The sequence below is a fragment of the Microbacterium sp. LKL04 genome, from assembly GCF_900102005.1.
Lineage (GTDB): Bacteria > Actinomycetota > Actinomycetes > Actinomycetales > Microbacteriaceae > Microbacterium.
This window is the reverse complement of the sequence record NZ_LT627736.1, coordinates 2,104,393-2,127,560: the sequence shown is the minus strand read 5'-3', so window position 1 is coordinate 2,127,560 and position 23,168 is coordinate 2,104,393. Positions and strand designations below refer to the sequence as shown.

The window sequence follows — 23,168 nt, the reverse complement described above, 5'->3', positions numbered from 1 at the left end:
CCGGGTGAGTGAACGCCCGGCATCCCGTCTGCTCGTCCGCGCGGAGGGAAGCGTGGGACGCGTCACGCTCGATCGACCCGAGGCGATCAACGCCGTCGACCACGGCATGATCCGCGGGATCGCGGAGGCGCTCGACCGCTGGGAGCACCACCCCGACATCCGTCTCGTCCTCCTCGACGGCGCGGGCGATCGCGGGTTCTGCGCCGGCGGCGACGTCCGCACCCTTCGGGAGCAGATCCTCGCGGGCGATGCCGAGGCGGCGATGGGCTTCTTCCGCGACGAGTACGCGCTAAACGCCCACATCGCCGAGTACCCGAAGCAGATCGTCGTCTTCGCCGACGGCGTCACGATGGGCGGCGGCATCGGGCTGGCCGGTCACGCCTCGGTCCGGATCGTGACCGAGCGCTCTCGCCTGGCCATGCCCGAGACGCGCATCGGCTTCACCCCCGACGTCGGCGGGTCGTGGCTGCTCGCACACGCGCCGGGGCGGACCGGCGAGTTCCTCGCGCTGACGGGCGGGACGATGGATGCCGCCGACGCGATCTACGCGGGGTTCGCCGACCACCTCGTCCCCGCCGACCGGCTGGACGACGTCCGCCACGCGCTCGTGACCCGTGCCGACCCCGACACCCCGACCGAGATCGCGATGCTGTTCGACGAGACCCCCGAGCCGGCGCGCCTCGCCGCCGCGCGCGAATGGATCGACGACGCCTTCGCCGCAGCGTCCGTGCCCGAGATCATCGCCCGCCTGCGGGAGCGTTCCGAACCGGATGCCGGGGCCACCGCCGACCTGCTCGAGGCTCAGGCGCCGACGGCCCTCACGGTGACCCTCGCCGCCGTGCGGTCGGCGCGGGGACTCCCGGATCTCCGAGCGGCGCTCGCGCAGGAGTATGCGCTCGTCGAGTGGTTCGGGCGGACCCAGCCCGATCTCGTGGAGGGCATCCGCGCGCAACTCGTCGACAAGGACCGCTCGCCGCGCTGGCAGCCCGCGACCCTCGCAGACGTCCCCGCCGACACCGCCGAGCGGGCGCTGTCGTTCACCCCGACCGCCCCGCTCTGGAGCTGACGTGTTCGACAGTCCCCTTTCCGCCTCGGCGTACGACGTCCTCGGGGTGTCCACCGACGCCAGTGACGACGACCTCCGAAAGGCGTACCGCCTGCGCCTGCGACAGACCCACCCCGACACCGGCGGAGACGCCGCCGAGTTCGTCCGCGTCCAGCGTGCATGGGAGCTCGTCGGGACGGCCGCAGCGCGTGCGGCGTACGACCGCGGTCACGGATTCACCGAGACCCTCTCGTACGCCCCCGACGCCGACGCCCCGCAGTGGCGCCCGCACGCCCGCCAGGCCGACACCCGGCCGCGCGCCCGGTCGTTCGGCCAGCCCGGAGGGTGGCGTCGGGAGCGCTACCTCGACCTGATCCGCGAATGGGCGGGACGCGGTGTCGACCTGCCCGACCCCTACGACCCGGCGCTCGTGCGGAGCGCTCCGCACGAGGTGCGCCGGCTGCTCGCGGACGCGCTCGCCGAAGAGGCGACGGCCCGCATCGTCGCCGAACTCGGCATGGGCTACACGGTGTGGCACGACGTCGCTGCCGATCCGCGCGACCCCGACATCAAGCTCGATCACATCGTGCTCGGACCGAGCGGACTCTACGCCGTGCTCTCGGAGGATTTCGGGGCTCCCGTCCGCACCCGCCGCGGCGAACTCGAGGGTGACGCCGTCGTCGGGTCGCCGGTCGCGCAGCTCGTGCTCGCCGCGCGCGGACTCGGGAGAGGCGCGAAGGTGAAGTTCAGTGCGGCCCTCGTCGTCCTCCCGGACGACGACGTCGCCATGGCGATCGAAGAGCTCGGCAAGGTGAAGGGACTCCCCGTCGCCGTCGTCGCACGCAGTGCGCTGGCGACGGTGCTGCGTCGCGGGGTCAGCGGGGCACGTGAGATCGGCGGCAACGAGCTGTTCGACGTCCGAACGCGGCTGCAGCAGACCGTCCGCTTCGCCTGATCGCGATCGTCAGCCGCCGATCCCGGTCAACTCGATCGGATGGGTCAGACGCCACCAGGCGTCCGGGCCGGGCAGGGCCTTCTCGATCGTGACGGGGACCTGGGCCTCGCCGGTCGGCCCCGTGACCGTGAGCGTGCCCGCCTCCGACCCGGCGGTCGCGTCCGCGTCGACGTCGAACGAGGTGGTGCTCTCGGCCGTCGCGCCGTTCCACAGCAGGAGCGACGCGTCCTTCTCGGTGAGGAGCCGGCTCGTCGCACCCCAGGCGGTCGTGACCTCGCCGACCACCGTCCCCGCGGAGAGCGTCGACGGCGTCCCGGCTTCGGCGGCGACCGCGTCCAGCAGACGCTCCGTCTCTTCGAGGCGCGCGCTGCTGGTGGGCTGGCCGGTGACGGCGGCGAAGACCGTCAGCGGGGCGCCGTTCGCATCGACCCGCTTCGCGGCGATGAGGTTGTTGTACCCGGCGAAACTCCCGGTCTTCAGCCCGACGACTCCGTCGACGCCGAGGAGCGCGTTCGTGTTCTCGAACGATCCGGCACCGGGCAACTCCGCGGTCTTGGTGCCGACGATCTCCGCGATGACGGGGTTCTCCATCGCCTTCTCCGCGAGCGCCACCATGGCCGACGGGGTCGCGACGTTGTCGCGGCCGTAACCGGAGGCATCCGTCACCGTGATGCCGTCCAGCCCGTTCTCTCCGAGCCACGAGTTCGCCGCCGACGCGTAGTCGTCGACGGACCCGAATGCGTCGGTCGCGAGGCGGTTCGCGTAGTTGCTGGCCGACGCCATGAGCATGCCCTGGAGCATCTGGTACTCCGTGAGGGAGCCGTCGTCGGGCACGTTCAGGGCCGACTGATTCTGCGAGACGTAGCGCCAGTACTCCTGCCGGTCCGCGAAGGTGAAGTCGTAGGCGGGCCCCTGCTCGCCGGTGGTCAGCGGCTTCCGGTCGAGGACCACGAGCGCGGTGACGAGCTTGGCGGTGCTCGCCATCTGCACGCGATCATCCGACGAGGTCGCCGATCGGAACCCGTCGACGCCGACGGCGGCTTCTCCCTCCGCCGGCCACGCGATGGAGCTCGCGGCGCCCGACAGTCGGGGGGCTTCGCCCGCCTTCGCCGTCACCTCGACGGAGGACAGCGGCCACAGCAGCATCGCGCCGGAGTACGCCCCAGCCAGCACGAATACGACGAGGACAGGGATGCCGATGATGCGGGCGCGGACGCGGCGACGGCGCCGCAGGGGCGGCAGCAGGTCGTAGGCGGCCGTCGAGGTGGGCGTAGCGACGGCGGATCGACCGTCGGCATCCACCCAGCCGAGGGCCACCCGGCCTCCCGTGGAGAGCGTGCGGGTAGCGGCGTCGTCCACGGTCACCGGACCACGGTAGCGCGCCCGGGCTGTGGCTATACTCGAGCCACAACCACGGGAGTCCGGTGAGCCGGGCTGAGAGGAAGCGATCCACGCTTCGACCGTCGAACCTGATCCGGATCATGCCGGCGCAGGGAGGAGAGAGACAATGCACGCTGTCGCGTCCACATCCACCTCGGCCGAGCGGGCCGTCGGCCAGACCGGTCGCTTCCGCTGGCGGGTCATCGACATCGTCGTGGCCTCGGTCCTCGGCGTCGCATCCGGCCTCATCTTCCTGCTGTGGAACCTCGGTTACATCGGGCCGAAGACGCTTCTCGAGCCGCTGCTCCCGGGCCTCCAGGGCCTCCTCGACGGGCCGTGGCTGTTCGCCGGGGTGCTCGGTGCGCTCATCATCCGCAAGCCGGGCGCGGCCATCTACACCGAAACCCTCGCGGCCGTCGTCTCGGCGCTCGTCGGCAACGCGTGGGGAGGGTTCCTCACGATCGAGGCAGGGCTCGTTCAGGGCCTCGGCGCCGAACTGATCGTGCTGCTCTTCCTCTACCGCCGATTCAGCCTTCCCGTCGCGATCCTCGCGGGTGCGGGAGCGGCGCTCGCCGGCGGCATCAACAACCTCGTCCTCTGGTACGCCGGTGCGGACGCCGCGTTCACCGCGGTCTACCTCGCCTCCACCGTCGTCTCGGGTGCCGTTGTCGCGGGAGCCCTCTCCTGGTTCCTCGCACGAGGGCTCGCGGCCACCGGCGCTCTCGACCGATTCGCCATCGGACGCGAAGCGCGCAGCCGTGTGTGAGGCATGACGCATCCTGCACGGGTCGAGGTCCGAGGTTGGGGCTGGCGTCATGCATCCCGCAACGCGTGGGCCGTCCGCGGTGTGGACCTCACGATCGCACCGGGGGAACGCGTCCTCCTCCTCGGCGCATCCGGCGCCGGCAAGTCCACGCTCCTCCACGGCCTCGCCGGCGTTCTCGGGGGAGCCGACGAGGGCGAGGTCGAGGGTGAGATCCTCCTCGACGGCGCCCGCGCCGCCGATCAGCGCGGCCGCGCCGGGCTCGTCCTGCAGGACCCCGACTCGCAGGTGATCCTCGCGCGCGTCGGTGACGACGTGGCGTTCGGGTGCGAGAACCTCGGGGTCCCGCGCGACCAGATCTGGCCCCGCGTCGAGATGGCGCTGGGCGCCGTGGGACTCGACGTCCCCCGGGATCGCCCGACGAAAGCGCTGTCCGGGGGACAGAAGCAGCGGCTCGCTCTCGCCGGCGTGGTCGCGATGCAGCCCGGGCTGGTGCTCCTCGACGAGCCGACAGCCAACCTCGATCCCGGCGGTGTCGAAGAGGTCCGTGACGCGGTCGCGGCCATGCTGCAGGCGCATCCCGCGACCCTCGTGGTGATCGAGCACCGTGTCGACGTGTGGTTGCCGCTGGTGGACCGCGTCATCGTGCTCGGCGGGCACGATGCCGCAGGCGTGGTCGCCGACGGTACGCCGGCGGAAGTTCTCGGATGGCTCGGTGACAGCCTCGCGCAGGCAGGAGTGTGGGTGCCGGGGCATCCGCCTGTCGAACCTGCTCCGCCGGTCGCCGAGTCCGGCGAAACTCTGCTGACCACCCGTGGACTTGCGGTCCAGCGCGTCGCCGGGCATCCGGTCGCGACCGGCCTCGACCTCGACGTGCGGGCGGGTGAGGTGCTCGCGGTGACCGGCCCGAACGGCGCGGGGAAGTCGACGCTCGGGCTGACGCTCGCCGGGCTCCTGCCGCCGGCTGCGGAAGAGGTCGTCGCCGAGGAGGTCCTCGCCGACGGCGCCGGCCCGCACCCGATCCGGTGGTCGTCCCGAGACCTCCTCACGCGCATCGGTACGGTGTTCCAGGATCCCGAGCATCAGTTCCTCGCTCGGACCGTGCGCGATGAGCTGGAGATCGGCCCGAAGGCGCTGGGCCTGGCGGAGGAGGAGACGAGATCGATCGTCGACGACCTCCTTGAGAGGATGCGGCTGACGCGACTCGCGGCAGCGAACCCCTACACGTTGTCGGGCGGGGAGAAGCGTCGGCTCACGGTCGCCTCGATGCTGGCGACGGCGCCGCGGGTGCTCATCCTGGACGAGCCGACGTTCGGACAGGATGCGGTGACGTGGTCCCGTCTGATCGGCCTCCTCGCCGGTCTCCGCGACGCGGGGTCGGCGGTCGTCATCGTGACCCACGACCTGGACGCCGTCCGCGCGTTGCATGCCCGCGAGGTCCGGCTGGGCGGTGACCGGTGACCCTTCTCGACGGCCAGGCGAGGACCGGCACGGTCGCCCGCATCAATCCGGTGGCGAAGCTCGCGGCCAGTGGCCTCGTCGCGATCCCGCTCGTGTTCACGCTGGATTGGGTCTCGGCCGCCGTCGCGCTCGTCCTCGAGTGTCTCCTCATCCCGTTCGCCGGCCTGCGCTGGGGGGAGTTCTGGCGGCGGACCTGGCCGGTCTGGCTCGCGGCGCCGCTGACGGCCGTCACCATCGCTCTGTACGGAGAGGCCGGCGGTCGCGTCTACGTCGAGTGGCTGCTCATCCGCGTCAGTGACGGTTCGCTCGAACTCGCCGCTGCGACCCTTCTCCGCGTGCTCGCGGTGGCTCTGCCGTCCGTGGTCCTGTTCATCACCGTGGACCCCACCGACCTCGCCGACGGGCTGGCGCAGATCGTGCGTCTGCCTGCGCGATTCGTCCTCGGCGCCTTGGCCGGTCTCCGGATGATCGGTCTCTTCGTCGATGACTGGCGTTCGCTGGAGCTCGCCCGTCGGGCGCGCGGGGTCGCTGATCGAGGCCGGCTGAGGCGGTTCGCGGGGATGGCCTTCGCCCTCCTGGTGCTGTCGATCCGACGGGGCTCGAAGCTCGCGACGGCCATGGAGGCCCGCGGATTCGGCGCGCCCGGGCGCCGCACGTGGGCGCGCACGTCGACCTTCGGCGCTCGCGAGTGGGTGCTTGTCGGGATCGGTGCAGGCATCGCGGGGGTCGCGATCGTCGCCGCTGTCCTCGCGGGGACCTGGAACTTCATCCTCGGCCCGTCCTGACCGCGCGGGAGTGAATCAGAAGGCGTAGGCGAAGCAGATCGAGCGCGGCATCGTCTCGGCGTACGGCTCGTAGACGGGGATGCGGGTGAACCCCAGCGACTCGTACAGGGCGACCGATTCGGGCTGCGGGATGCCGGTCTGCAGGATGACGCGACCGGCGCCGCCCGTGCGGGCACGGTCCAGGGCGGCGCTCATGAGGGCACGCGCGATGCCGCGGCCCCGGGCCGCGGCGGTCACGACGAGGCGCTTGATCTCCCACTCGTCTCTGAGGCGACGGAGGATGACGTGGCCGGTGGGAGTGCCGTCGGCATCCACCGCGATGAGGGTCGCGACGATCTCGTCGGGATGCATCGCGAGAGCGCGAGATCGTGCGGTCCGGCGTTCGACCGGTTCGTCGCCGTGGAACCCGTCGTAGCGAGCGCCGAGGTCGGCATCCAGCTCGTCGCGGAGCAGCTTGGCGCGCGGGTCGTCCCACGCGACCTCGAGAAGGCGGAACCCGGTGCTCGTCCGTTCACTCACCGGACGAGCCTAAGCGCCCCCCGGGTCGTCGAGGCGGCGAACGAGGCGCGAAGGCGCCGTCCGCCTATACGAGGCGTCGAGGAGTTCAGCGAGCTCGGTCTCGTCGAGGTCGGCGAGGTCGATCCCGAGCCACCCCGACGGTCCGAGGTACGCGGGGGTCCAGAAGCGCAGGTCCTGGCGCAGGGCCGGTTCGTCAGCGGCATCCGGCAGGACCATCACCGCGGTGTCGTGGCGTTCGAATTCGCCCGGGCCACGGCGCACGGACCCGCCGAAGTACGCGAAGACCTTCGTGGTGAAGAACGCCGGACGTCCGTGACTGACCTTCTCCTGCGCCTCGGGCAAGGCGAGCGCATGTCTGCGGACGACGGCCAGCAGAGGATCGTCGTCGCGGAACATCACCGGGTGCTCAGCCACGGCTTCATCATGGCGCGGACTCCGTATGCGCCGCGACTGGTAGCGTCCGCGGTATGACCATCGGCACCGTGCCTCCGCCCGCGCGTCGCACCGGCGCGGGCGCGGTCCTGGCCGTCGCCGTCCTGCAGGTGGTCGCGATCGTCGTGACTGTCGTGCTCTGGTTCTTCCACACCGTCTTCGCCGGTGGAGCGTGCGCGCCATCGTGTGACTGGGCGACAGCGGATGCCGCGGGCACGCTCTTCGTCTCGGCGATAGCGGTGAGCATCCTCGTCACCGTGTCCGCGGCGATCGTCGCCCGGCGGACCGGTCGGGACTTCGCGTGGGTGCCGCTCGTGTCGACGGCCCTCGTCGTCGCCGGCTACCTCGCCGCGGTGGCGGTGTTCGACGCCGCCATGCGCTGACGCCTCACGTCGCGTTCCAGAGGTCGCGGTAGTACGCGAGGCGTTCCTCGTCCGGCTCGACGCCGTACGCCTCGAGCAGCAGGCCGTCCCAGCCGGGACCGTAGTTCCAGCCGGTGCTCATCGCGGCGACGGCGATGTCGCCCCATCGATCGCCCAAGCCGAGCTGGCCCATGTCCACGTGACCGCTCCATCGGCCGTCGTCGCCGATGAGCGTGTTGGGGGCGCACGCGTCGCCGTGGCAGACGACGAGCTGCTCGATCGGTGGACCCTCGCGAAGTACGGCCGGCACGACCACACCACGCTGCGCCGCGTTCGCGACCCGGGAGGGCACGGTCCAGTCGAACGGGCAGGATGCCACGGGCAGACTCTCGTGCAGTGCGCGAAGGCCCTCGCCGATCGCCCGGACCGCCGTCTCGGGGCGCGCCACCCAGTCGGGGTGCACGGCCGAGAGCCCGGCGATCGCTCTGGTGACGAGCCACTCGGTCTCGCCGTCGTCGCCCTGCTCGACGACGGTCGGTACGCGGACGTACGGCGCCGCCCACGCCAGCCGCTCCGCTTCGTCGGCCATCGAGGTCTCGAGGTGCACGGGCCCGATCTTGATGAAACGCTCGTCGTCGGTGCGCAGCGTCATCCCGCCGAGCTTGTTGGTCCAGACCGGAGCGAGGGCAGCGCCGCGCGCGAGCCGGCGCGCGATCGGCGGCACCGGAGCGTCGTGCTGCGGGATCGACATCCCTCCATCCTGCCGTCGCGGGGATCGGTTTGTCGTGCCCGCAGCGTGGGACGGCTAGCCTGGAGGCATCCCATTGCAGTGGCACCCAGTCGCGCCCTACGTGGGACCCGATACCGTTCGAAGGAGAGCGCATGGACATCGCCGGAGCATCCGCCCTCGTCACCGGGGGAGCCAGCGGCCTCGGGCTCGCCACCGCCCGCCGCCTCGCGGCGCAGGGCGCGCACGTCGTCGTCGTCGACCTGCTGTCGTCCGCCGGAGCCGAGATCGCGGCAGAGCTCGGCGGCACCTTCGCGGCCGCCGATGTGACGGATGCCGCACAGGTCGAGGCCGCCGTGGCCGCGGCATCCGCCGTCGCACCGCTGCGCGTCGCCGTGAACTGCGCCGGCATCGCGCCGCCCGCGAAGGTGCTCGCCCGGGACGGCTCGCCGAACCCGGTCGCGGACTTCGAGCGGATCATCCGCATCAACCTCATCGGGACGTACACCGTCATCGCGCAGGCAGCCGCGGCGATGGCCGCGACCGAACCCACGGCATCCGGGGACCGCGGTGTCATCGTGAACACGGCCTCCGTCGCCGCCTTCGACGGGCAGATCGGCCAGCCCGCGTATTCGGCGAGCAAGGGCGGCGTGCACGCGATGACCCTGCCGATCGCGCGCGAGCTGGCGCGCTCCGGCATCCGCGTCTGCACGATCGCGCCCGGGATCATGGAGACCCCGATGCTCGCGGGCCTCCCCGAAGCCGCGCAGGAGTCGCTCGGGCAGCAGGTGCCCTACCCGGCGCGACTAGGCAGGCCGGATGAGTATGCGGCGCTTGTGGAGCACATTGTCGAGAACGGTTACCTCAACGGTGAGACGATCCGTCTGGACGGCTCGATCCGCATGGCACCGAAGTGAGTGGAGACCCGATGAGTGACACGATCCTGCTGCAGCGCGACGGCGCGCTCGCCCGGCTGACCTTCAACCGCCCGGCGTCGCTGAACGCGATGGACTTCGAGATGGGCAGGCGCTGGCGCGACCTGGCGCACGAGCTGACGAGCGACGGCACGGTCGGAGCGATCGTGCTGGATGCCGGTGGCCCCGCGTTCTGCGCCGGCGGCGACGTCGTGCAGATGGCGACCTCCGGCGGCAGTGGCAGCACGATCACCGAGATGGCCGGGGTGATCCACGACGGCATCCGGACCTTCGTCGAGTCGTCGATCCCGATGGTCGCCGCGGTGCAGGGCGCCGTCGCCGGCGGCGGACTCGGCCTGATGCTGACGGCCGACTACGTCGTGGCCGCGCCGCGGGCCGTCTTCGTCAGCAAGTACGCGAACATCGGGCTGACGCCCGACCTCGGCGTCTCGACGCTGCTGCCGGCCGCCATCGGGCAGCGCCGCGCGCTGCAGCTGCTGCTCACCGACACGACGATCGATGCCGCCACGGCGCTCGACTGGGGGCTCGTGGCCGAGGTCGTCGATCAGCCGGGCGACCGCGCCGAGCAGATCGCGCGGGCCTGGCTCGACGGCGCGAGCGGCGCGTTCGGGCAGGCGAAGCGCCTGGTCCGCACGGGTGCCCACCGGCCGTTCGCCGACAACCTCGACGATGAGGCCCGCACGATCGGTGCCGCGTTCGACACCGACGACTCGAAGACCCGCGTCGCCGCTTTCGCCGCGGCATCCCGGTCCCGTCGTTCCTGATCCCCTGGAGAACCCATGACCCTCGCCGGAAAGACCATCCTCATGTCGGGCGGCAGCCGCGGCATCGGCCTCGCGATCGCCCTGCGCGCCGCGCGCGACGGTGCGAACATCGCCCTGCTCGCCAAGACCGACACCCCGCATCCCAAGCTCGAGGGCACCGTCCACTCGGCGGCCGAGCAGATCCGCGCGGCCGGCGGGCAGGCGCTCCCCATCGTCGGCGACGTCCGCGAGGACGGCGACATCACCGAGGCCGTCCTGAAGACGCAGGGCGAGTTCGGCGGGATCGACATCGTCGTCAACAACGCCTCGGTCATCGACCTGTCGGGCTCGCTCGAGCTCGCGGCGAAGAAGTACGACCTCATGCAGGACGTCAACGTGCGCGGCACGTTCATGCTCTCGCGGGCGGCGCTCCCGATGCTGACGGATGCCGCGAACCCCCACATCCTGTCGCTGTCGCCGCCCCTCAACCTGTCTCCGAAATGGCTCGGCGCGCACACCGGCTACACGCTCGCCAAGTACGGCATGACGATGGCGACCCTCGGCATGGCCGCGGAGTTCGCGAAGGACGGCGTCGCCGCGAACACCCTGTGGCCGCAGACGACGATCGCGACGGCCGCCGTGCAGTTCGCCCTCGGCGGCGATCGCATGATGAAGGTCAGCCGAACCCCCGAGGTCTACGCCGACGCGGCGTACGAGGTGCTCTGCAAGCCCGCCCGCGACTACACCGGCCAGACGCTGATCGTCGAGGACGTGCTGCGCGACGCGGGCGTCACCGACTTCTCTCGCTACGCGGCGACGCCGGGGACGCCCGACACCGAGCTGTTCCCCGACATCTTCCTCGACTGACCCGTTCGCGGATGCAAGGGTTTCGGCCCGACACGCCGTCGACGGCGGGCGGATGCCGGGGTGTCGCGCCCGATCTATTGCGTCCGCGTACGCGCCGCGGCGAGCCGGTCAGACCAGGCCGAGCTTGACGAACGCGTTCCACACCCCGTCGTCGAGGACGTCGGTCGTGACGTTGCCGGCGCGCTCCTTGAGGGCGGGGTCGGCGTTGCCCATCGCGACGGGCGAGCCGACGACGTCGAACATCTCCGCGTCGTTCCAGCTGTCGCCGATGCCGACCGCGTCGGCGGCGTCGAGTCCGAGGATGTCGAGCACCCGCAAAATCGCCGAGCCCTTGTTCGTGCCGCGCAGGCCGATCTCGCCGTTGGACCCGCCGGGGAGCGGGATGCTGCCGGGGATGACATGGAAGCGATCGCCGAGGTCGGTCTGGGCCCGGTCGACGCTGTCGGAGCGCTTGCTGATGAAGGTGGTCTTCGCGATCGCATCGAGGTCGGCGTCGGCGACGGGGCGGTAGGTGACGATCGGCTTCGGTTCGACGACGTCGGTCTGCCCGAGACGGCGGGCGTCCTCGAGGTGACGCTTGCGGCGCTCGGCGAAGTATTCGTCGAGCATCGCGCCGACACCCTCGCTCGCGAAGACCGCTTCGTCGGACTGGAGGAAGTAGTCGATGTCCTCCGACTCGAAGTACGAGATCAGCCGGTCGGTGTCCTCACGGGGCATCGGGTCGGCGAACAGCAGGTCGTCCCCGCGGACGGCGTAGGCGCCGCCGTTCGTGATCGCGCCGTCGTAGCCGATCTCGCGGACCTTGGGGTGGATGTCACCCGCTGCTCGCCCGGTGCAGAGATAGACGAGGTGCCCGTTCTCGCGTGCCGTCCGGATGGCGGTGATGGTCGAGTCGGCGATGGCCGTCCCGTGCTCCAGGATGGTTCCGTCCACGTCAAGGAAGGCGATGCGCGTCATAGGACCATTCTCCCGGACGGAGAGGGACGGCCGGTTCAGAGCCGCTTGCGCAGGAAGACCTGCTCGGTCCCGTCGTCGCCGGGGACCCGTTCGCTCTCCTCGTACCCCTCGCGCTCGTAGAGGCGGAGGTTCGCCTCGCTCAGCGACCCGGTGAACAGCTCGGCGGTCGTCGCCCCGGCATCCCTGCCGCGCTCCTCGACGGCGGACAGCAGCGAGGTGCCGAGGCCCGATCCCTGCTGGTCGGGGGCGATCGCGATCCGGCCGATGAGCAGCAGGTCGCCGTCGAGGCGTGCCCGCACGCAGCCCACGATGCGCTCGCCGTCGAGGGCGACGCATCCGAGGTTCTCCTCGAGCTCCGCGCGAACCTCGTCGAGGGTCTGCGTGAGCGGCGGCATGTCGACGGCGTCGTAGATGAGCGCCTCCTGCACGAAGGCGGCGCGCTGCAGGGTGAGCACCTCGCCGGCGTCGTCCACGGAGATCGGGCGGATGCGGGAAGTCGTCACATCTTTCAGCGTAATGCGACGGGGGAGAGCAGAGCGGGCGAGCCTAGAGTGACCGCATGCCCGATGTCCGCGCCGTGATCGCAGGCCGCCCCCTCGTCCTGGACGGCGGACTCGGGACGATGCTCGAAGCCCGCGGGCACGACCTCGCCGGCGCGCTCTGGTCGGCCGGTGTCCTCATCGAGGCGCCGGGCGATGTCCGCGACGTGCACGCCGAGTTCGTCGCCGCGGGCGCCGAGGTGATCACGACCGCCTCCTACCAGCTCGGGTACGACAACCTCGGCGCTGCCGGGTACGACCAGGCGGCCGTCGACCGGCTGCTCACGGCGTCGGTCCGGCTCGCGCGAGAAGCGGCGCAGGGGCGGGCGTGGGTCGCGGCATCCGTCGGTCCGTTCGGAGCGGTCCGTGCCGACGGCAGCGAGTACACGGGGGACTACGGGGTCTCTGCGACCGACCTGGCGCGGTGGCATCGGCGCCGCATCGAGGTGCTCGCCGCGGCCGGCGCCGACCTGCTCGCGATCGAGACCATCGCCTCTCCCGTCGAGGTCGAGGCGATCGCCCTCGCGCTCGAGGGGGTCGACGTCCCGGCGTGGATTTCGGTGTCCGCGGCGAGCACGGCGTTCGACGGCGGCGGCCTGGCATCCGCCCTCGCCACGGCGGCGTCCGCCTCGGGGGTCGTCGCGGTCGGGGCGAACTGCTGCCCGCCCGACCTCATTCCCGCCGTCTTCTCGCACGTGCCGGCCGGGGTAGCGGCCGTCGTGTACCCGAACAGCGGCGAGCGGTGGGATGCGGCATCCCGGACCTGGCGCGGCGAACCCGGGTCCGCCTTCACCGATGTCGACGACTGGGTGGATGCCGGTGCCCGCCTCGTCGGCGGGTGCTGCCGCACGACGCCCGCCGACATCGCAGCGCTCGCCGCCCGGCTCGGGACCCCCGGGAACAACGATGCGGCCGTGGCGAACCACGACCGCATCGGAGGGCAAGTCAGCGCGCCAGCGACGCGCCGTTCGTGCGGATGACCTCCGCGTACCAGTCGAACGACGCCTTCTTGTAGCGATCGAGTGATCCGCTGCCGTCGTCGTTCCGGTCGACGTAGATGAAGCCGTACCGCTTGCTGAGCTGCGCGGTCGACGCCGAGACGAGGTCGATGCACCCCCAGGTCGTGTAGCCCATGAGGTCGACGCCGTCGGCGATAGCTTCACCGACCGCCTCGAGGTGCGCCTGCAGGTACGCGATGCGGTAGTCGTCCTGGACGGTCTTCACACCGTCGACCTCGACGAGCTGGTCCTTCGCGCCCAGGCCGTTCTCGACGATGAACAGCGGCTTCTGCCAGCGGTCCCAGAACTGGTTCAGCACGAGGCGGAGGCCGACGGGGTCGATCTGCCAGCCCCACTCCGACTCCTTCAGCGTCGGGTTCTTGACGCCGCCGAAGAGGTTGCCTTCGCCCATGACGCGCTTCGACTCGTCGGTCGTCTCGCAGATCGAGGAGTAGTAGCTGAACGACACGAAGTCGACGGTGTTCTCCTTGAGGAGCGTGCGGTCCTCGTCGGTGATGTTCAGCTCAACACCCTGCTCGCGCAGGCTCCGCAGGTAGTAGCCGGGGTACTCGCCGCGCACGTGGATGTCGCCGAAGGCGAGGTTGACGCGCTCCGTCGTGAGCGCCGCGAACACGTCGTCGGGGTTCGGCGTCAGCGGGTAGACCGGCATCGACAGCACCATGCAGCCGACCTGCGCGTTCGGTGCGAGCTCACGGGCCACCTTGGTCGCGAGCGCCGATGCAACGAGCTCGTGGTGGATCGCCTGGTACAGGTCCGAGGGCGACAGCTCGTCCTTCGGGGTGTTGATCCCGCCCGACATGAAGGGCGCGTGCACGATCGAGTTGATCTCGTTGAAGGTCAGCCAGTACTTCACGCGGGCGCCGTAGCGCGAGAAGAGCGTCCGCACGTAGCGCTCGTAGAAGCCGATCATGTCGCGGTTGACCCAGCCGTCATAGGTCTCGGCGAGGTGTAACGGGGTCTCGTAGTGCGAGATCGTGACGAGCGGCTCGATGCCGTGGCGCTCGAGCTCGTCGAGGACCCGGTCGTAGAACGCGAGGCCGGCTTCGTTGGGTTCGGTCTCGTCGCCCTTGGGGAAGATGCGGCTCCAGGCGATCGAGAACCGGAAGGTCTTGAACCCCATCTCGGCGAAGAGCGCGATGTCCTCCGCGTACCGGTGGTAGAAGTCGATGCCGACCTGCTTCAGGTTGTCGTCCGTCGGGCCCTCGCTGCGCGGGGTCATGATGCCCTGCGGCATCACGTCCTGGATCGAGAGTCCCTTGCCGTCTTCGAGGTATGCGCCCTCGAGCTGGTTCGCGGCGGTCGCGCCGCCCCAGAGGAAGCCGTCGGGGAACGAGATGGTGCTCATGAGTCGCTTTCGTGTCGTGTCGTGTGGGTTCGAGGGGGAGGGGGATGCCGGGTGTCGCCGCTTCGGGTGCGGCGGCACCCGGCATCCGGAGCGGGTCAGGCCGTGACGGCCGCGGACTCGACCGAGACCGCCGTGAACAGCGGCTCACCGTGGGCGATGGGGCCTGCAGCGCGGTCGGTGATCGCCGGGTAGAGCTCGCCGTTGGTGACGACGATCGGCGTGGTCAGGTCGTACCCGGCCTTCTCGATCGCGTCGCCGTCGAACTCGACGAGCAGGTCGCCGGCCTTCACCTGCTGGCCCGTCGTGACCTTCACGTCGAAGTGCTGCCCGCCGAGTTTGACCGTGTCGATGCCGATGTGGATCAGCACCTCGGCGCCGTCCGCGTGACGCAGGCCGATGGCGTGGCCGGTCGGGAACGCGGCGGCGATCGTCGCGTCGAACGGGGCGTACAGGGCTCCGCTGCGAGGGAGGATCGCGACGCCGTCGCCGAGCGCGCCCTCGGCGAACGCGGCATCCGGCGTCTCGGACAGCGGGACCACGGTGCCATCGAGCGGGCTGAGGACGGCGAGGTCGTTCTCCGCGGTCGCCGGGGCGGGCGCCGCATCCTCAGCGGGCTCGACGAAGCCGATGATCACGGTGAGCAGGAACGGGACGACGATCGCGACACCGAGGCCGATGACGAGCATGAACATGTTGCCGTTACCGAACAGGGCCGGAAGGGCGAGGCCGGAGGGGACGACGAACGCCTTTGCGAAGACGCCGCCGATGCCGATGATCGCGCCGCCGATCGCGCCGCCGACGATGCCGAAGGCGAACGGGCGCTTGAGGGGAAGGTTGATGCCGTAGATCGCGGGCTCGGTGATGCCGGCGAGGAAGCCCGACAGGGTCGCGGGGGCCGCGAGCGACTTGAGGTTCTTGTTGCGCGCACGCACCCAGACGCCGGCGACGGCGGCCGCCTGCGCGAGGACCGCGGCGAAGACGGGGCCGACCAGCAGGATCTGTCCCGTGGTCTGGAACTCGAGGGTGAACAGCGGAACGAGACCCCAGTGCAGACCGAAGATCACGAAGACCTGCCAGAGGCCGCCCATGATGGCGCCACCCGCCCACGGGGCGTTCTCGAAGACCCAGCCGATGCCCTTGCCCAGGCCACCGCCGAGGAGGTCCGAGATCGGGCCGATGACGACGAAGACCAGCGGGACGGCGATGAGCACCACGATCATCGGGGTCATGAAGCGCTTCACGGCGCCCGGGAGCACGCGGTAAAGGAACTTCTCGGCGTAGCTCTGCAGCCAGACGATCACAATGATCGGGATGACGCTCGAGACGTAGCTGACCATCGTGAAGGGGATGCCGAAGAAGCTGAGCCCCGGCTGCCCGACCAGGCCCGCCATCGTCGGATAGACGAGCGCGCCGGCGATCGCGAGCGAGGTCCACTCGTTCGCCTTGAAGTAGCGAGCGGCCGTGATCGACAGGGCGATCGGCAGGAAGTTGATGAAGGCGTCCGACAGTGCGTTGAGGACGGCGTAGGTCGAGGTGTCGGTCGCGATCCAGCCGAACGTGACGGCCGCCGCGAGGAACGCCTTCAGCAGACCCGTGCCGGCGAGCGCCCACAGGACGGGCGTGAAGATCGCCGAGATCATCGAGATGAAGCGGTTGAAGAGGTTGCCCTTCGGGGCGTCGCTCGCCGCGCCGTCGGCGGAGGCCGCGCCGAGCTTCGAGATCTTGCCGATCTCGGCGAAGACGTCGGGCACGTCGTTGCCGATGACGACCTGATACTGGCCGCCGGCCTGGGCGACCGTCACGACACCGGGCGTCGCCTTGACGGCGGCGCTGTCGGCCTTCGACTCGTCCTTGAGGACGAAGCGCAGGCGCGTCGCGCAGTGCACGAGCGAACTGACGTTCTCTTCTCCGCCGACGCCCTTCAGGACGCCGGCCGCGGTCTTCGAGTAGTCCATCGGGACACGCTCTTCCTTGCCGCATCGGTGCGGCACATCTCGGGTGGGTCACGCGTCGGAGCCGTTTCCGGGCAACAAAAAAACCTGAACTCGTTCATCGCTCATCGAGCGATGTGAGTTCAGGTTTTGCCTGCTGTCGCAGTAACAATCCGTCGCGTGCAGGGCGGCATCGCCCTGCGGAAGGTCACGTTAGCATGCATCCGAATGGGACGCGAGGGTCACTCCGGCGAAGCGGTGACCTGGGATGCGAGCCGCTCGACGTGCACAATGACGTACAACAGCTCCTCGTCGGTGAGCTCGGACTCCGTGGCCGCACGGACGTAGGCCTTGACCTCCTGCGCGATCGCATACGACCGCGGGTAGCTGTGCTTGGCGAACTCGAAGAACGAGCTGTCGGCGCTGCGCAGCATCGATCTGGACACGAGCCGCTGCAAGAGGAACTGGATGTGCAGCACGAACCGGGCGTAGTCGGGGCTTTCGACGTCGAGCTTCACGCCGAGCCCGTTCTCGACCGTCAGGACGACGTGCTGCACGCGGCGGAACAGCAGCGCAGCGGTCCCGTTCGGCTCGTCCCGCGTGGCGTTCAGGAGGTGCATCGTGAGGAAGACGGCCTCCTCGGCGGGCAGTTCCGTTCCGAGTGCCTCGGAGATCGACGCCGCCATCGCGGCGGCTGCGGCGAACTCCGCCGGGTGGAGGACGCGCAGCTCCGGCATGTTCGCCGTCGGGATTCGGATGCCCTTGTCCAAGCGTTCCAGCACGAACTGGACGTGGTCGATGACCGCGACGGTCAACCGGCGCCCGAGGTGATGCCCGAGAGTCCGCTCGGCCTGGTCGACGGCGCGCGAGACGGCTTCGATGATCGGGTAGGGGGTGTCGGTCAGCATCCGGCGTTCGCGCTCGCCGTCCTCGCCGGCGTCGAGGATGAAGGTCTTCTCGACCTTGGCAGGGTCGAGGGAGTCGGTGGGCTTCAGCTGGAATCCGAGGCCGCGGCCCATGAGGACGCGTTCGCGGCCCTGCTCGTCGAGCGAGATGACGACGTTGTTGTTGAGCACCTTGTGCACAACCGTTCCGCGGCGCCGCGGAGCCCCATCCGTCATGCCCCGAGTCTAGAGTCGTCCGGCATCCGTCCAGCCCGTCGCCGGTAGCCTGGAAGGCATGACCGAGCCCACTTCCGCGCGCCCTGAAGGCATGTCCGCCGTGCGTACGACGACGCCCAAGCAGGTGCGGCCCGCGACCGAGGGGTGGACGCAGGCGAAGGATGCCGAGGGTCGCCCGCTCCTGCAGTTCGCGAGCCCCAAGCGCGGCAAGCCGCCGGTGCACCTCGCCGACCTCGATCACGATGCGCGCGTCGAGAAGCTGAAGGAGCTCGGGATGCCGGGCTTCCGCGCCGGGCAGCTCGAGAAGCACTACTTCCAGCACTACACGTCGGACCCCGCCCACATGACCGATCTGCCGGCAGGTAACCGCGAGGAGCTCGTCGGCGGACTCCTGCCGAATCTCATGACCGAGGTGCGCCGCCTTGAGACCGACGGTGGCGACACGATCAAGTTCCTGTGGCGCCTGCACGACGGCGCCCTCGTCGAGTCGGTGCTCATGCGCTACACCGGCCGCATCACGCTCTGCGTGTCGAGCCAGGCCGGCTGTGGCATGAACTGCCCGTTCTGCGCGACCGGACAGGCCGGCCTCACCCGCAACATGTCTGCGGCCGAGATCGTCGACCAGGTCGTCCGCGCCAACCGGCTCATCGCCGATGGCGGCCTCGGCGACCCCCGGAAGGTCGGCCACAAGGACGAGCGCGTCACGAACATCGTCTTCATGGGCATGGGTGAGCCGCTCGCCAACTACGCCCGGGTCATGCAGGCCGTCCGGACGATGGTCGACAAGAAGCACGGCCTCGGCATGAGCGCACGCGGCATCACCGTCTCGACGGTGGGCCTGGTCCCCGCGATCCGCAAGCTGAGCAACGAGGACATCCCGGTCACGTTCGCGCTGTCGCTGCACGCGCCCGACGACCTGCTGCGCGACGAGCTCATCCCGGTGAACTCCCGCTGGAAGGTCGACGAAGCGCTCGACGCCGCGCGCGAGTACTTCGAGAAGACCGGCCGCCGCGTCTCGATCGAGTACGCGCTCATCAAGGACATGAACGACCACGCCTGGCGCGCCGACCTCCTCGCCGACAAGCTCAACCAGCGCGGTCGCGGCTGGGTGCACGTGAACCCGATCCCGCTGAACCCGACGCCCGGATCGATCTGGACCTCGTCGGACGTCGACGTGCAGAACGAGTTCGTGCGACGCCTCAACGAGGCCGGCATCCCGACGACCCTCCGCGACACCCGCGGCAAGGAGATCGACGGCGCGTGCGGTCAGCTCGTCGCGACCGAGGATGATCAGGTCGCTGCCGCATCGGTCTGACCCAGGTCAGGCCAGTGGCATCGGTCTGACCCAGGTCAGGCCAGTGGCATCGGTCTGACCCAGGTCAGGTCAGTGGCATCGGTCTGACCGGCCGGCGATTCTGCCCGCGGCGTAACGCTGTCAAGAGCCCCGTGTCGAGATAGCACCCGGGAGTAGCGTCGAACGCATGGTCAATTATCGATTCCTGGGCAACAGCGGCCTCAAGATCACTGAACTCACCTACGGCAACTGGCTCACCCACGGGTCGCAGGTCGAGAACGACGCGGCGATCGCGACGGTTCACAAGGCCCTCGACCTCGGCATCAGCTCGTTCGACACCGCCGACGCGTACGCCAACACCGCGGCCGAGTCCGTTCTCGCAGAGGCGCTCAAGGGTCAGCGCCGCGAATCCCTCGAGATCTTCACGAAGGTCTACTGGCCGACCGGTCCCAAGGGTCCGAACGACCACGGACTCTCGCGTAAGCACCTCCTCGAGGGCATCAACGGTTCCCTGAAGCGCCTGAACACCGACTACGTCGACCTCTACCAGGCGCACCGCTACGACTACGAGACCCCGCTCGAAGAGACGATGCAGGCCTTCGCCGACATCGTCCGCCAGGGCAAGGCGCTCTACATCGGCGTCAGCGAATGGACGGCTGAGCAGCTCCGCGCCGGACACGCGCTGTCGAAGGAGCTGGGCTTCCAGCTCGTCTCGAACCAGCCGCAGTACTCCGCGCTGTGGCGCGTCATCGAGGGCAAGGTCATCCCGACCTCCGAGGAGCTCGGCATCTCGCAGATCGTCTGGTCGCCGCTGGCGCAGGGCGTCCTCACCGGCAAGTACAAGCCGGGCCAGCCCCTTCCCGAGGGGTCGCGCGCGACCGACGAGAAGGGCGGATCCGACATGATCAAGCGCTTCATGAAGGACGAGACGCTCACCGCCGTGCAGAAGCTGCAGCCGATCGCCGAGGGCGCGGGCATCACGATGCCGCAGCTCGCCCTCGCGTGGGTGCTGCACAACCCGAACATCGCCGCGGCGATCATCGGGGCGTCGCGTCCTGAGCAGCTCGAGGACACCGTGAAGGCCTCGGGCATCGAGCTCGACGACGACACGTACGCCGCCATCAACGATGCCCTCGCGCCGGCAGCGGTCACCGACCCGGAGGAGACGTACTCGGTCTCGCCGAAGTCCCGCCTGATCTGACGAGCGCCGCCCGTCCGTGGCCACGCACAGCGCCGGCATCCTGCTCTACCGTCTCGACGGTGAGGGCGGGGTGTCGGCGTTCGTCGCTCACATGGGCGGGCCGTACTGGGCGAACAAGGACGAGGGTGCCTGGTCGGTCCCGAAGGGTGAACTCGAGGACGGCGAGGATGCCCTGGATGCCGCGAAGCGGGAGTTCCGCGAAGAACTCGGCATCCTGCCGCCCGAGGTCGACTACGCCGAGCTCGGCACGTTCGCCTACTCGACGGGCAAGCGCGTCACGGTGTTCGTCGCCGACGGCGCGGGCTTCGAGGCGGACGCGTTCGTCTTCGGCGAGTTCGAGATGGAGTGGCCGCCACGATCGGGCCGGACGGCATCATTCCCCGAGGTCGATCGCGCAGAGTGGATGCCGCTGGCCAGAGCCCGTGAACGCGTCGTGAAGGGGCAGCGGCCCGCACTCGATCGGCTGGTGGAGCTGCTGGCTCAGGCCCGCTGAGTCAGCGCTTCTTCTTGGGCGCCTCGGAGACGTCGAGCTTCTCGTGCTTGCCGCCGAGCGACGACCACGCGGATTCCTTGCCGGATGCCGCGTGTTCCGCCCCGCGCACGGCGCGCTCGTCGGCCCACTCGTTGAGGACGTGACCCCGGTGGCCGCGGACATGCTCGAGTACGACGTCGGGAAGGCCTGCCGCGCGGCGGGCGTCACGAGCCACGATCAGCTGCTCGAGAAGGTCGACGTTCTTGGTCGGCGCACCGGTGGAGGTTTTCCAGCCGCGGCGCCGGTGACCGTCCATCCACCTCTCGTAGGTGTCGATCGCGTACTTCGAGTCCGCCTGGACGACGAGCTCGCTGACATCCGCGTGATCCTCGATCGCCTTCAGGAGACCGAGCAATTCGCCGACGTTGTTGGTGCCCTGGATGACCGAGCCCGCGGCCCAGTGGCCGTCCTCGCCGACCCAGGCCCACCCCGTCGGTCCGGGGTTGCCCTTGCAGGCGCCGTCGGTGGCCACGACATAGCGGGAGGTTTCGGTCACCGGTCCACGGTACCCGTGCGCGGCACGGAGGCCGCGCACAGGCCCCGGGTCACGGGCGCAGCAGGACCTTGCCGACGCGGCCGGCGGTCAGGCTCGCACGGGCGGCGTCGCGCGCCTGCTCGAGCGGGAAGGTCGCCGAGACCGGGAGGGTCAGGACGCCGGACGAGAGGTGCTGGGCGAGCTCGCCGAAGAGCTGGCCGCGCTTGGCGGCATCCATCTCGGTGCTGACCTTGCTGCCCCAGAAGCCCTTGATCGTGATGTGGCGGAAGATGACCGGACCGGAGGCGAGCTCCATGACCGGGGCATCCATCGCGCCGAAGACGACGAGGGTGGCGTTCTCGCCGAGGAGCGAGAGGACGTGGCCGCTCGACTCGCCGCCGACGGAGTCGACGCCGGCGATGATCGAGGCGCCGCCGGTGATCTCGGCGACCTTGTCCTGCCAGTCGTCGGTGTCGACGGCGACGATGCGGTCGATGCCCTGCTCGGCGAGCTCCGCGACGGCGGCGCTGCGGCGAACGAGGCCGAGGACGTTGAGGCCGCGGGCGCGACCGATCTGGGCGACCATGCGGCCGACCGCGCCGTTGGCGGCGTTCTGGACGATCCAGTCGCCGGGCTTGAGGTCGAGGAAGTCGATGAGGCTGATCGCGCTGAACGGCATGGAGACCAGCTGCGCGGCCTGCTCGTCGGGAAGGCCCTCGGGCACGGGGATGAGGCCTGCGGCGCGGGCGACGAACTGCTCGGCCCAGACGCCGAAGGTGCCGCCGGTGGCGACACGCTGACCGACCTGCAGGTTCTCGACGCCCTCGCCGAGCTCTTCGACGACACCGACGGCCTCGGTGCCGGAGCGGGCCGGGAGTTCCGGCTTGAAGCCGTAGGTGCCGCGGATGGTCCACAGGTCGTGGTTGTGGATGGGGGAGGCGAGGAGGCGGACGCGGACCTCACCGGCGCCGGGCGTCGGGTCGGGGGTCTCCGTCGTCTCCAGGACGTCGGCCGGTTCGCCGAAAACGGGGTGGGTGACTGCGCGCATGTTTTCTCCAAGCGTCATTTTGTAACGATCGGTACAATATACTACGAGTGACCGAGAGGATCCACCATGGGCCGCACCAGCGCATTCGACCGCGACGACGTCATCCGCGCCGCGCGCGACGTCTTCTGGGCGCGCGGCTACGCCGAGACCGGCATCGGGGAGCTCGAGCAAGCGACCGGTCTGAAGCGCTCGAGCCTCTACCACGCCTTCGGCAGCAAGAAGGGGCTCTTCGAAGCCGTCGTCGCGCGGTACCTCGATGAGGTCGTGCGCTCGCGCATCGGTCGCCTGCATCAGGCGGATGCCGGTCCCGAGGCGCTCGAGCGGTACATCGCCGAGATGCGCGCTGCGATCGCCAGCGGCACCCCCCGGGCGCAGGCGGGATGCCTGCTGCTCAACGCCGCGTGCGCACCCGTCGTCGACGACGATCCGGACGTGCGTGCGCTCGTCACGGGTTACACGGATGAGCTCCGATCCGCGATCGCTGCGGGCGTCGACTCCGCGCGACCCGAGATCTCCGCAGGGTCGCGAGCGGCGCTGGCGGAGGTCTGCGCATCGCTCGTCATCGCGGCGCTTGCCGTCGCGAGGGTGGATCCGGATGCCGCGGACCGCAGCCTCGAGGCCGTGCTGACGGCCGTCGCCTCATGGGATGCCGGTGCCGTGTCCGTGTATACATAACTTCCCGATTCAGGCTCGCCCGCCCCCGGAGGGTCGCCTTGTGCATACACTGAGGCC

General features: G+C 70.1%; 25 protein-coding genes and 1 riboswitch. Of the genes, 14 read left to right on the top strand and 11 right to left on the bottom strand.

Annotated features, from left to right (window positions below):
* Positions 1 to 4: 4 nt before the first annotated feature.
* Positions 5 to 1,066 (top strand): enoyl-CoA hydratase/isomerase family protein, encoded by a 1,062-nt coding sequence (locus BLP38_RS10380; protein WP_091357030.1) that lies wholly within the window; start codon positions 5 to 7, stop codon positions 1,064 to 1,066.
* Position 1,067: 1 nt separating this feature from the next.
* On the top strand, positions 1,068 to 2,000 hold the full coding sequence (locus BLP38_RS10375; protein WP_091357027.1) for a J domain-containing protein: 933 nt from the start codon (positions 1,068 to 1,070) through the stop codon (positions 1,998 to 2,000).
* A gap of 9 nt (positions 2,001 to 2,009) precedes the next feature.
* Here BLP38_RS10375 and BLP38_RS10370 read toward each other — a convergent pair whose 3' ends face one another.
* Positions 2,010 to 3,365 carry a D-alanyl-D-alanine carboxypeptidase family protein gene (locus BLP38_RS10370; protein ID WP_231916484.1) on the bottom strand — a complete coding sequence of 452 codons (1,356 nt, stop codon included), beginning with the start codon at positions 3,363 to 3,365 and terminating at the stop codon, positions 2,010 to 2,012.
* A gap of 38 nt (positions 3,366 to 3,403) precedes the next feature.
* Positions 3,404 to 3,513, top strand: a riboswitch (TPP riboswitch).
* On the opposite strand from BLP38_RS10370, the gene BLP38_RS10365 reads away from it, so the two are divergent.
* The 3 genes from BLP38_RS10365 to BLP38_RS10355 all read left to right on the top strand — a co-directional run bounded on the left by BLP38_RS10365 (position 3,508) and on the right by BLP38_RS10355 (position 6,389).
* Positions 3,508 to 4,146 carry an ECF transporter S component gene (locus BLP38_RS10365; RefSeq protein ID WP_091357024.1) on the top strand — a complete coding sequence of 213 codons (639 nt, stop codon included), beginning with the start codon at positions 3,508 to 3,510 and terminating at the stop codon, positions 4,144 to 4,146. It overlaps the preceding riboswitch by 6 nt.
* 3 nt (positions 4,147 to 4,149) lie before the next feature.
* Complete coding sequence (locus BLP38_RS10360; protein ID WP_091357021.1) at positions 4,150 to 5,604, top strand: ABC transporter ATP-binding protein; 1,455 nt, start codon at positions 4,150 to 4,152, stop codon at positions 5,602 to 5,604.
* On the top strand, positions 5,601 to 6,389 hold the full coding sequence (locus tag BLP38_RS10355) for an energy-coupling factor transporter transmembrane component T family protein (protein ID WP_091357017.1): 789 nt from the start codon (positions 5,601 to 5,603) through the stop codon (positions 6,387 to 6,389). The genes BLP38_RS10360 and BLP38_RS10355 overlap by 4 nt, the downstream gene beginning before the upstream one ends.
* 15 nt (positions 6,390 to 6,404) lie before the next feature.
* Here the strand turns inward: BLP38_RS10355 and BLP38_RS10350 are convergent, their stop codons facing one another.
* On the bottom strand, positions 6,405 to 6,908 hold the full coding sequence (locus BLP38_RS10350) for a GNAT family N-acetyltransferase (protein ID WP_091357016.1): 504 nt from the start codon (positions 6,906 to 6,908) through the stop codon (positions 6,405 to 6,407).
* Positions 6,909 to 6,917: 9 nt separating this feature from the next.
* Entirely contained in the window at positions 6,918 to 7,322 is a 405-nt protein-coding gene (locus tag BLP38_RS10345; RefSeq protein WP_307463039.1) for an MmcQ/YjbR family DNA-binding protein, read from the bottom strand.
* Between the two features lie 53 nt (positions 7,323 to 7,375).
* Here BLP38_RS10345 and BLP38_RS10340 point away from each other — a divergent pair, with 53 nt between their 5' ends.
* Complete coding sequence (locus BLP38_RS10340; protein WP_091357013.1) at positions 7,376 to 7,723, top strand: hypothetical protein; 348 nt, start codon at positions 7,376 to 7,378, stop codon at positions 7,721 to 7,723.
* Positions 7,724 to 7,727: 4 nt separating this feature from the next.
* Here BLP38_RS10340 and BLP38_RS10335 read toward each other — a convergent pair whose 3' ends face one another.
* On the bottom strand, positions 7,728 to 8,453 hold the full coding sequence (locus BLP38_RS10335) for an aminoglycoside 3'-phosphotransferase (protein WP_091357011.1): 726 nt from the start codon (positions 8,451 to 8,453) through the stop codon (positions 7,728 to 7,730).
* Positions 8,454 to 8,584: 131 nt separating this feature from the next.
* Between BLP38_RS10335 and BLP38_RS10330 the strand changes: the two genes are divergently transcribed.
* Genes BLP38_RS10330 through BLP38_RS10320 form a run of 3 tightly spaced genes read left to right on the top strand, consistent with a single transcriptional unit; the run spans position 8,585 to position 10,974 of the window.
* Positions 8,585 to 9,346 carry an SDR family NAD(P)-dependent oxidoreductase gene (locus tag BLP38_RS10330; protein WP_091357007.1) on the top strand — a complete coding sequence of 254 codons (762 nt, stop codon included), beginning with the start codon at positions 8,585 to 8,587 and terminating at the stop codon, positions 9,344 to 9,346.
* 11 nt (positions 9,347 to 9,357) lie between these two features.
* Positions 9,358 to 10,128 (top strand): enoyl-CoA hydratase/isomerase family protein, encoded by a 771-nt coding sequence (locus tag BLP38_RS10325; RefSeq protein WP_091357002.1) that lies wholly within the window; start codon positions 9,358 to 9,360, stop codon positions 10,126 to 10,128.
* A 15-nt stretch (positions 10,129 to 10,143) separates the two neighbouring features.
* Complete coding sequence (locus BLP38_RS10320) at positions 10,144 to 10,974, top strand: SDR family oxidoreductase (RefSeq protein ID WP_091356999.1); 831 nt, start codon at positions 10,144 to 10,146, stop codon at positions 10,972 to 10,974.
* A 108-nt stretch (positions 10,975 to 11,082) separates the two neighbouring features.
* On the opposite strand, the gene BLP38_RS10315 is transcribed toward BLP38_RS10320, so the two are convergent.
* Positions 11,083 to 11,931 carry a Cof-type HAD-IIB family hydrolase gene (locus BLP38_RS10315; protein WP_091356995.1) on the bottom strand — a complete coding sequence of 283 codons (849 nt, stop codon included), beginning with the start codon at positions 11,929 to 11,931 and terminating at the stop codon, positions 11,083 to 11,085.
* Between the two features lie 35 nt (positions 11,932 to 11,966).
* A complete protein-coding gene (locus BLP38_RS10310; protein WP_091356990.1) occupies positions 11,967 to 12,434 on the bottom strand; it encodes a GNAT family N-acetyltransferase in 468 nt (155 codons plus the stop codon).
* Between the two features lie 56 nt (positions 12,435 to 12,490).
* Here BLP38_RS10310 and mmuM point away from each other — a divergent pair, with 56 nt between their 5' ends.
* Complete coding sequence (gene mmuM, locus BLP38_RS10305) at positions 12,491 to 13,450, top strand: homocysteine S-methyltransferase (protein ID WP_091356986.1); 960 nt, start codon at positions 12,491 to 12,493, stop codon at positions 13,448 to 13,450.
* Here the strand turns inward: mmuM and BLP38_RS10300 are convergent.
* The 3 genes from BLP38_RS10300 to BLP38_RS10290 all read right to left on the bottom strand — a co-directional run bounded on the left by BLP38_RS10300 (position 13,416) and on the right by BLP38_RS10290 (position 17,886).
* Positions 13,416 to 14,834, bottom strand: coding sequence for a glycoside hydrolase family 1 protein (locus BLP38_RS10300; RefSeq protein ID WP_091356981.1), 1,419 nt, complete (start codon positions 14,832 to 14,834; stop codon positions 13,416 to 13,418). The genes mmuM and BLP38_RS10300 overlap by 35 nt on opposite strands.
* A gap of 95 nt (positions 14,835 to 14,929) precedes the next feature.
* Positions 14,930 to 16,789 carry a beta-glucoside-specific PTS transporter subunit IIABC gene (locus BLP38_RS10295; protein ID WP_091356977.1) on the bottom strand — a complete coding sequence of 620 codons (1,860 nt, stop codon included), beginning with the start codon at positions 16,787 to 16,789 and terminating at the stop codon, positions 14,930 to 14,932.
* A 218-nt stretch (positions 16,790 to 17,007) separates the two neighbouring features.
* Positions 17,008 to 17,886: a PRD domain-containing protein gene (locus tag BLP38_RS10290; protein ID WP_091356973.1), complete on the bottom strand. Its 879-nt coding sequence runs from the start codon at positions 17,884 to 17,886 to the stop codon at positions 17,008 to 17,010.
* Positions 17,887 to 17,944: 58 nt separating this feature from the next.
* On the opposite strand from BLP38_RS10290, the gene rlmN reads away from it, so the two are divergent.
* From rlmN to BLP38_RS10275, 3 genes are all read left to right on the top strand, one after another.
* Entirely contained in the window at positions 17,945 to 19,201 is a 1,257-nt protein-coding gene (gene rlmN / locus BLP38_RS10285) for a 23S rRNA (adenine(2503)-C(2))-methyltransferase RlmN (protein WP_091356969.1), read from the top strand.
* A gap of 166 nt (positions 19,202 to 19,367) precedes the next feature.
* Complete coding sequence (locus BLP38_RS10280; protein ID WP_091356965.1) at positions 19,368 to 20,381, top strand: aldo/keto reductase family protein; 1,014 nt, start codon at positions 19,368 to 19,370, stop codon at positions 20,379 to 20,381.
* Positions 20,382 to 20,397: 16 nt separating this feature from the next.
* Positions 20,398 to 20,874 (top strand): NUDIX domain-containing protein, encoded by a 477-nt coding sequence (locus BLP38_RS10275; RefSeq protein WP_091356961.1) that lies wholly within the window; start codon positions 20,398 to 20,400, stop codon positions 20,872 to 20,874.
* Between the two features lies 1 nt (position 20,875).
* On the opposite strand, the gene BLP38_RS10270 is transcribed toward BLP38_RS10275, so the two are convergent.
* Both BLP38_RS10270 and BLP38_RS10265 read right to left on the bottom strand, forming a co-directional pair.
* Complete coding sequence (locus BLP38_RS10270) at positions 20,876 to 21,409, bottom strand: ribonuclease H family protein (RefSeq protein ID WP_018187438.1); 534 nt, start codon at positions 21,407 to 21,409, stop codon at positions 20,876 to 20,878.
* 49 nt (positions 21,410 to 21,458) lie between these two features.
* Positions 21,459 to 22,436, bottom strand: a complete 978-nt coding sequence (locus BLP38_RS10265; RefSeq protein WP_091356957.1) for a zinc-binding dehydrogenase — start codon at positions 22,434 to 22,436, stop codon at positions 21,459 to 21,461.
* 66 nt (positions 22,437 to 22,502) lie between these two features.
* Here BLP38_RS10265 and BLP38_RS10260 point away from each other — a divergent pair, with 66 nt between their 5' ends.
* Entirely contained in the window at positions 22,503 to 23,111 is a 609-nt protein-coding gene (locus BLP38_RS10260) for a TetR/AcrR family transcriptional regulator (protein WP_018187436.1), read from the top strand.
* Positions 23,112 to 23,168 lie beyond the last annotated feature (57 nt).

Bases quoted from the DNA above. Each gene is read 5' to 3' on its own strand.
- BLP38_RS10365 (WP_091357024.1), top strand. From the start codon at position 3,508: ATGCACGCTGTCGCGTCCACATCCACCTCGGCCGAGCGGGCCGTCGGC.
- BLP38_RS10360 (WP_091357021.1), top strand. From the start codon at position 4,150: ATGACGCATCCTGCACGGGTCGAGGTCCGAGGTTGGGGCTGGCGTCAT.
- BLP38_RS10340 (WP_091357013.1), top strand. From the start codon at position 7,376: ATGACCATCGGCACCGTGCCTCCGCCCGCGCGTCGCACCGGCGCGGGC.
- BLP38_RS10335 (WP_091357011.1), bottom strand. From the start codon at position 8,453: ATGTCGATCCCGCAGCACGACGCTCCGGTGCCGCCGATCGCGCGCCGG.
- BLP38_RS10330 (WP_091357007.1), top strand. From the start codon at position 8,585: ATGGACATCGCCGGAGCATCCGCCCTCGTCACCGGGGGAGCCAGCGGC.
- BLP38_RS10325 (WP_091357002.1), top strand. From the start codon at position 9,358: ATGAGTGACACGATCCTGCTGCAGCGCGACGGCGCGCTCGCCCGGCTG.
- BLP38_RS10320 (WP_091356999.1), top strand. From the start codon at position 10,144: ATGACCCTCGCCGGAAAGACCATCCTCATGTCGGGCGGCAGCCGCGGC.
- BLP38_RS10315 (WP_091356995.1), bottom strand. From the start codon at position 11,931: ATGACGCGCATCGCCTTCCTTGACGTGGACGGAACCATCCTGGAGCAC.
- mmuM (WP_091356986.1), top strand. From the start codon at position 12,491: ATGCCCGATGTCCGCGCCGTGATCGCAGGCCGCCCCCTCGTCCTGGAC.
- BLP38_RS10300 (WP_091356981.1), bottom strand. From the start codon at position 14,834: ATGAGCACCATCTCGTTCCCCGACGGCTTCCTCTGGGGCGGCGCGACC.
- BLP38_RS10295 (WP_091356977.1), bottom strand. From the start codon at position 16,789: ATGGACTACTCGAAGACCGCGGCCGGCGTCCTGAAGGGCGTCGGCGGA.
- BLP38_RS10290 (WP_091356973.1), bottom strand. From the start codon at position 17,886: ATGACGGATGGGGCTCCGCGGCGCCGCGGAACGGTTGTGCACAAGGTG.
- rlmN (WP_091356969.1), top strand. From the start codon at position 17,945: ATGACCGAGCCCACTTCCGCGCGCCCTGAAGGCATGTCCGCCGTGCGT.
- BLP38_RS10280 (WP_091356965.1), top strand. From the start codon at position 19,368: ATGGTCAATTATCGATTCCTGGGCAACAGCGGCCTCAAGATCACTGAA.
- BLP38_RS10265 (WP_091356957.1), bottom strand. From the start codon at position 22,436: ATGCGCGCAGTCACCCACCCCGTTTTCGGCGAACCGGCCGACGTCCTG.
- BLP38_RS10260 (WP_018187436.1), top strand. From the start codon at position 22,503: ATGGGCCGCACCAGCGCATTCGACCGCGACGACGTCATCCGCGCCGCG.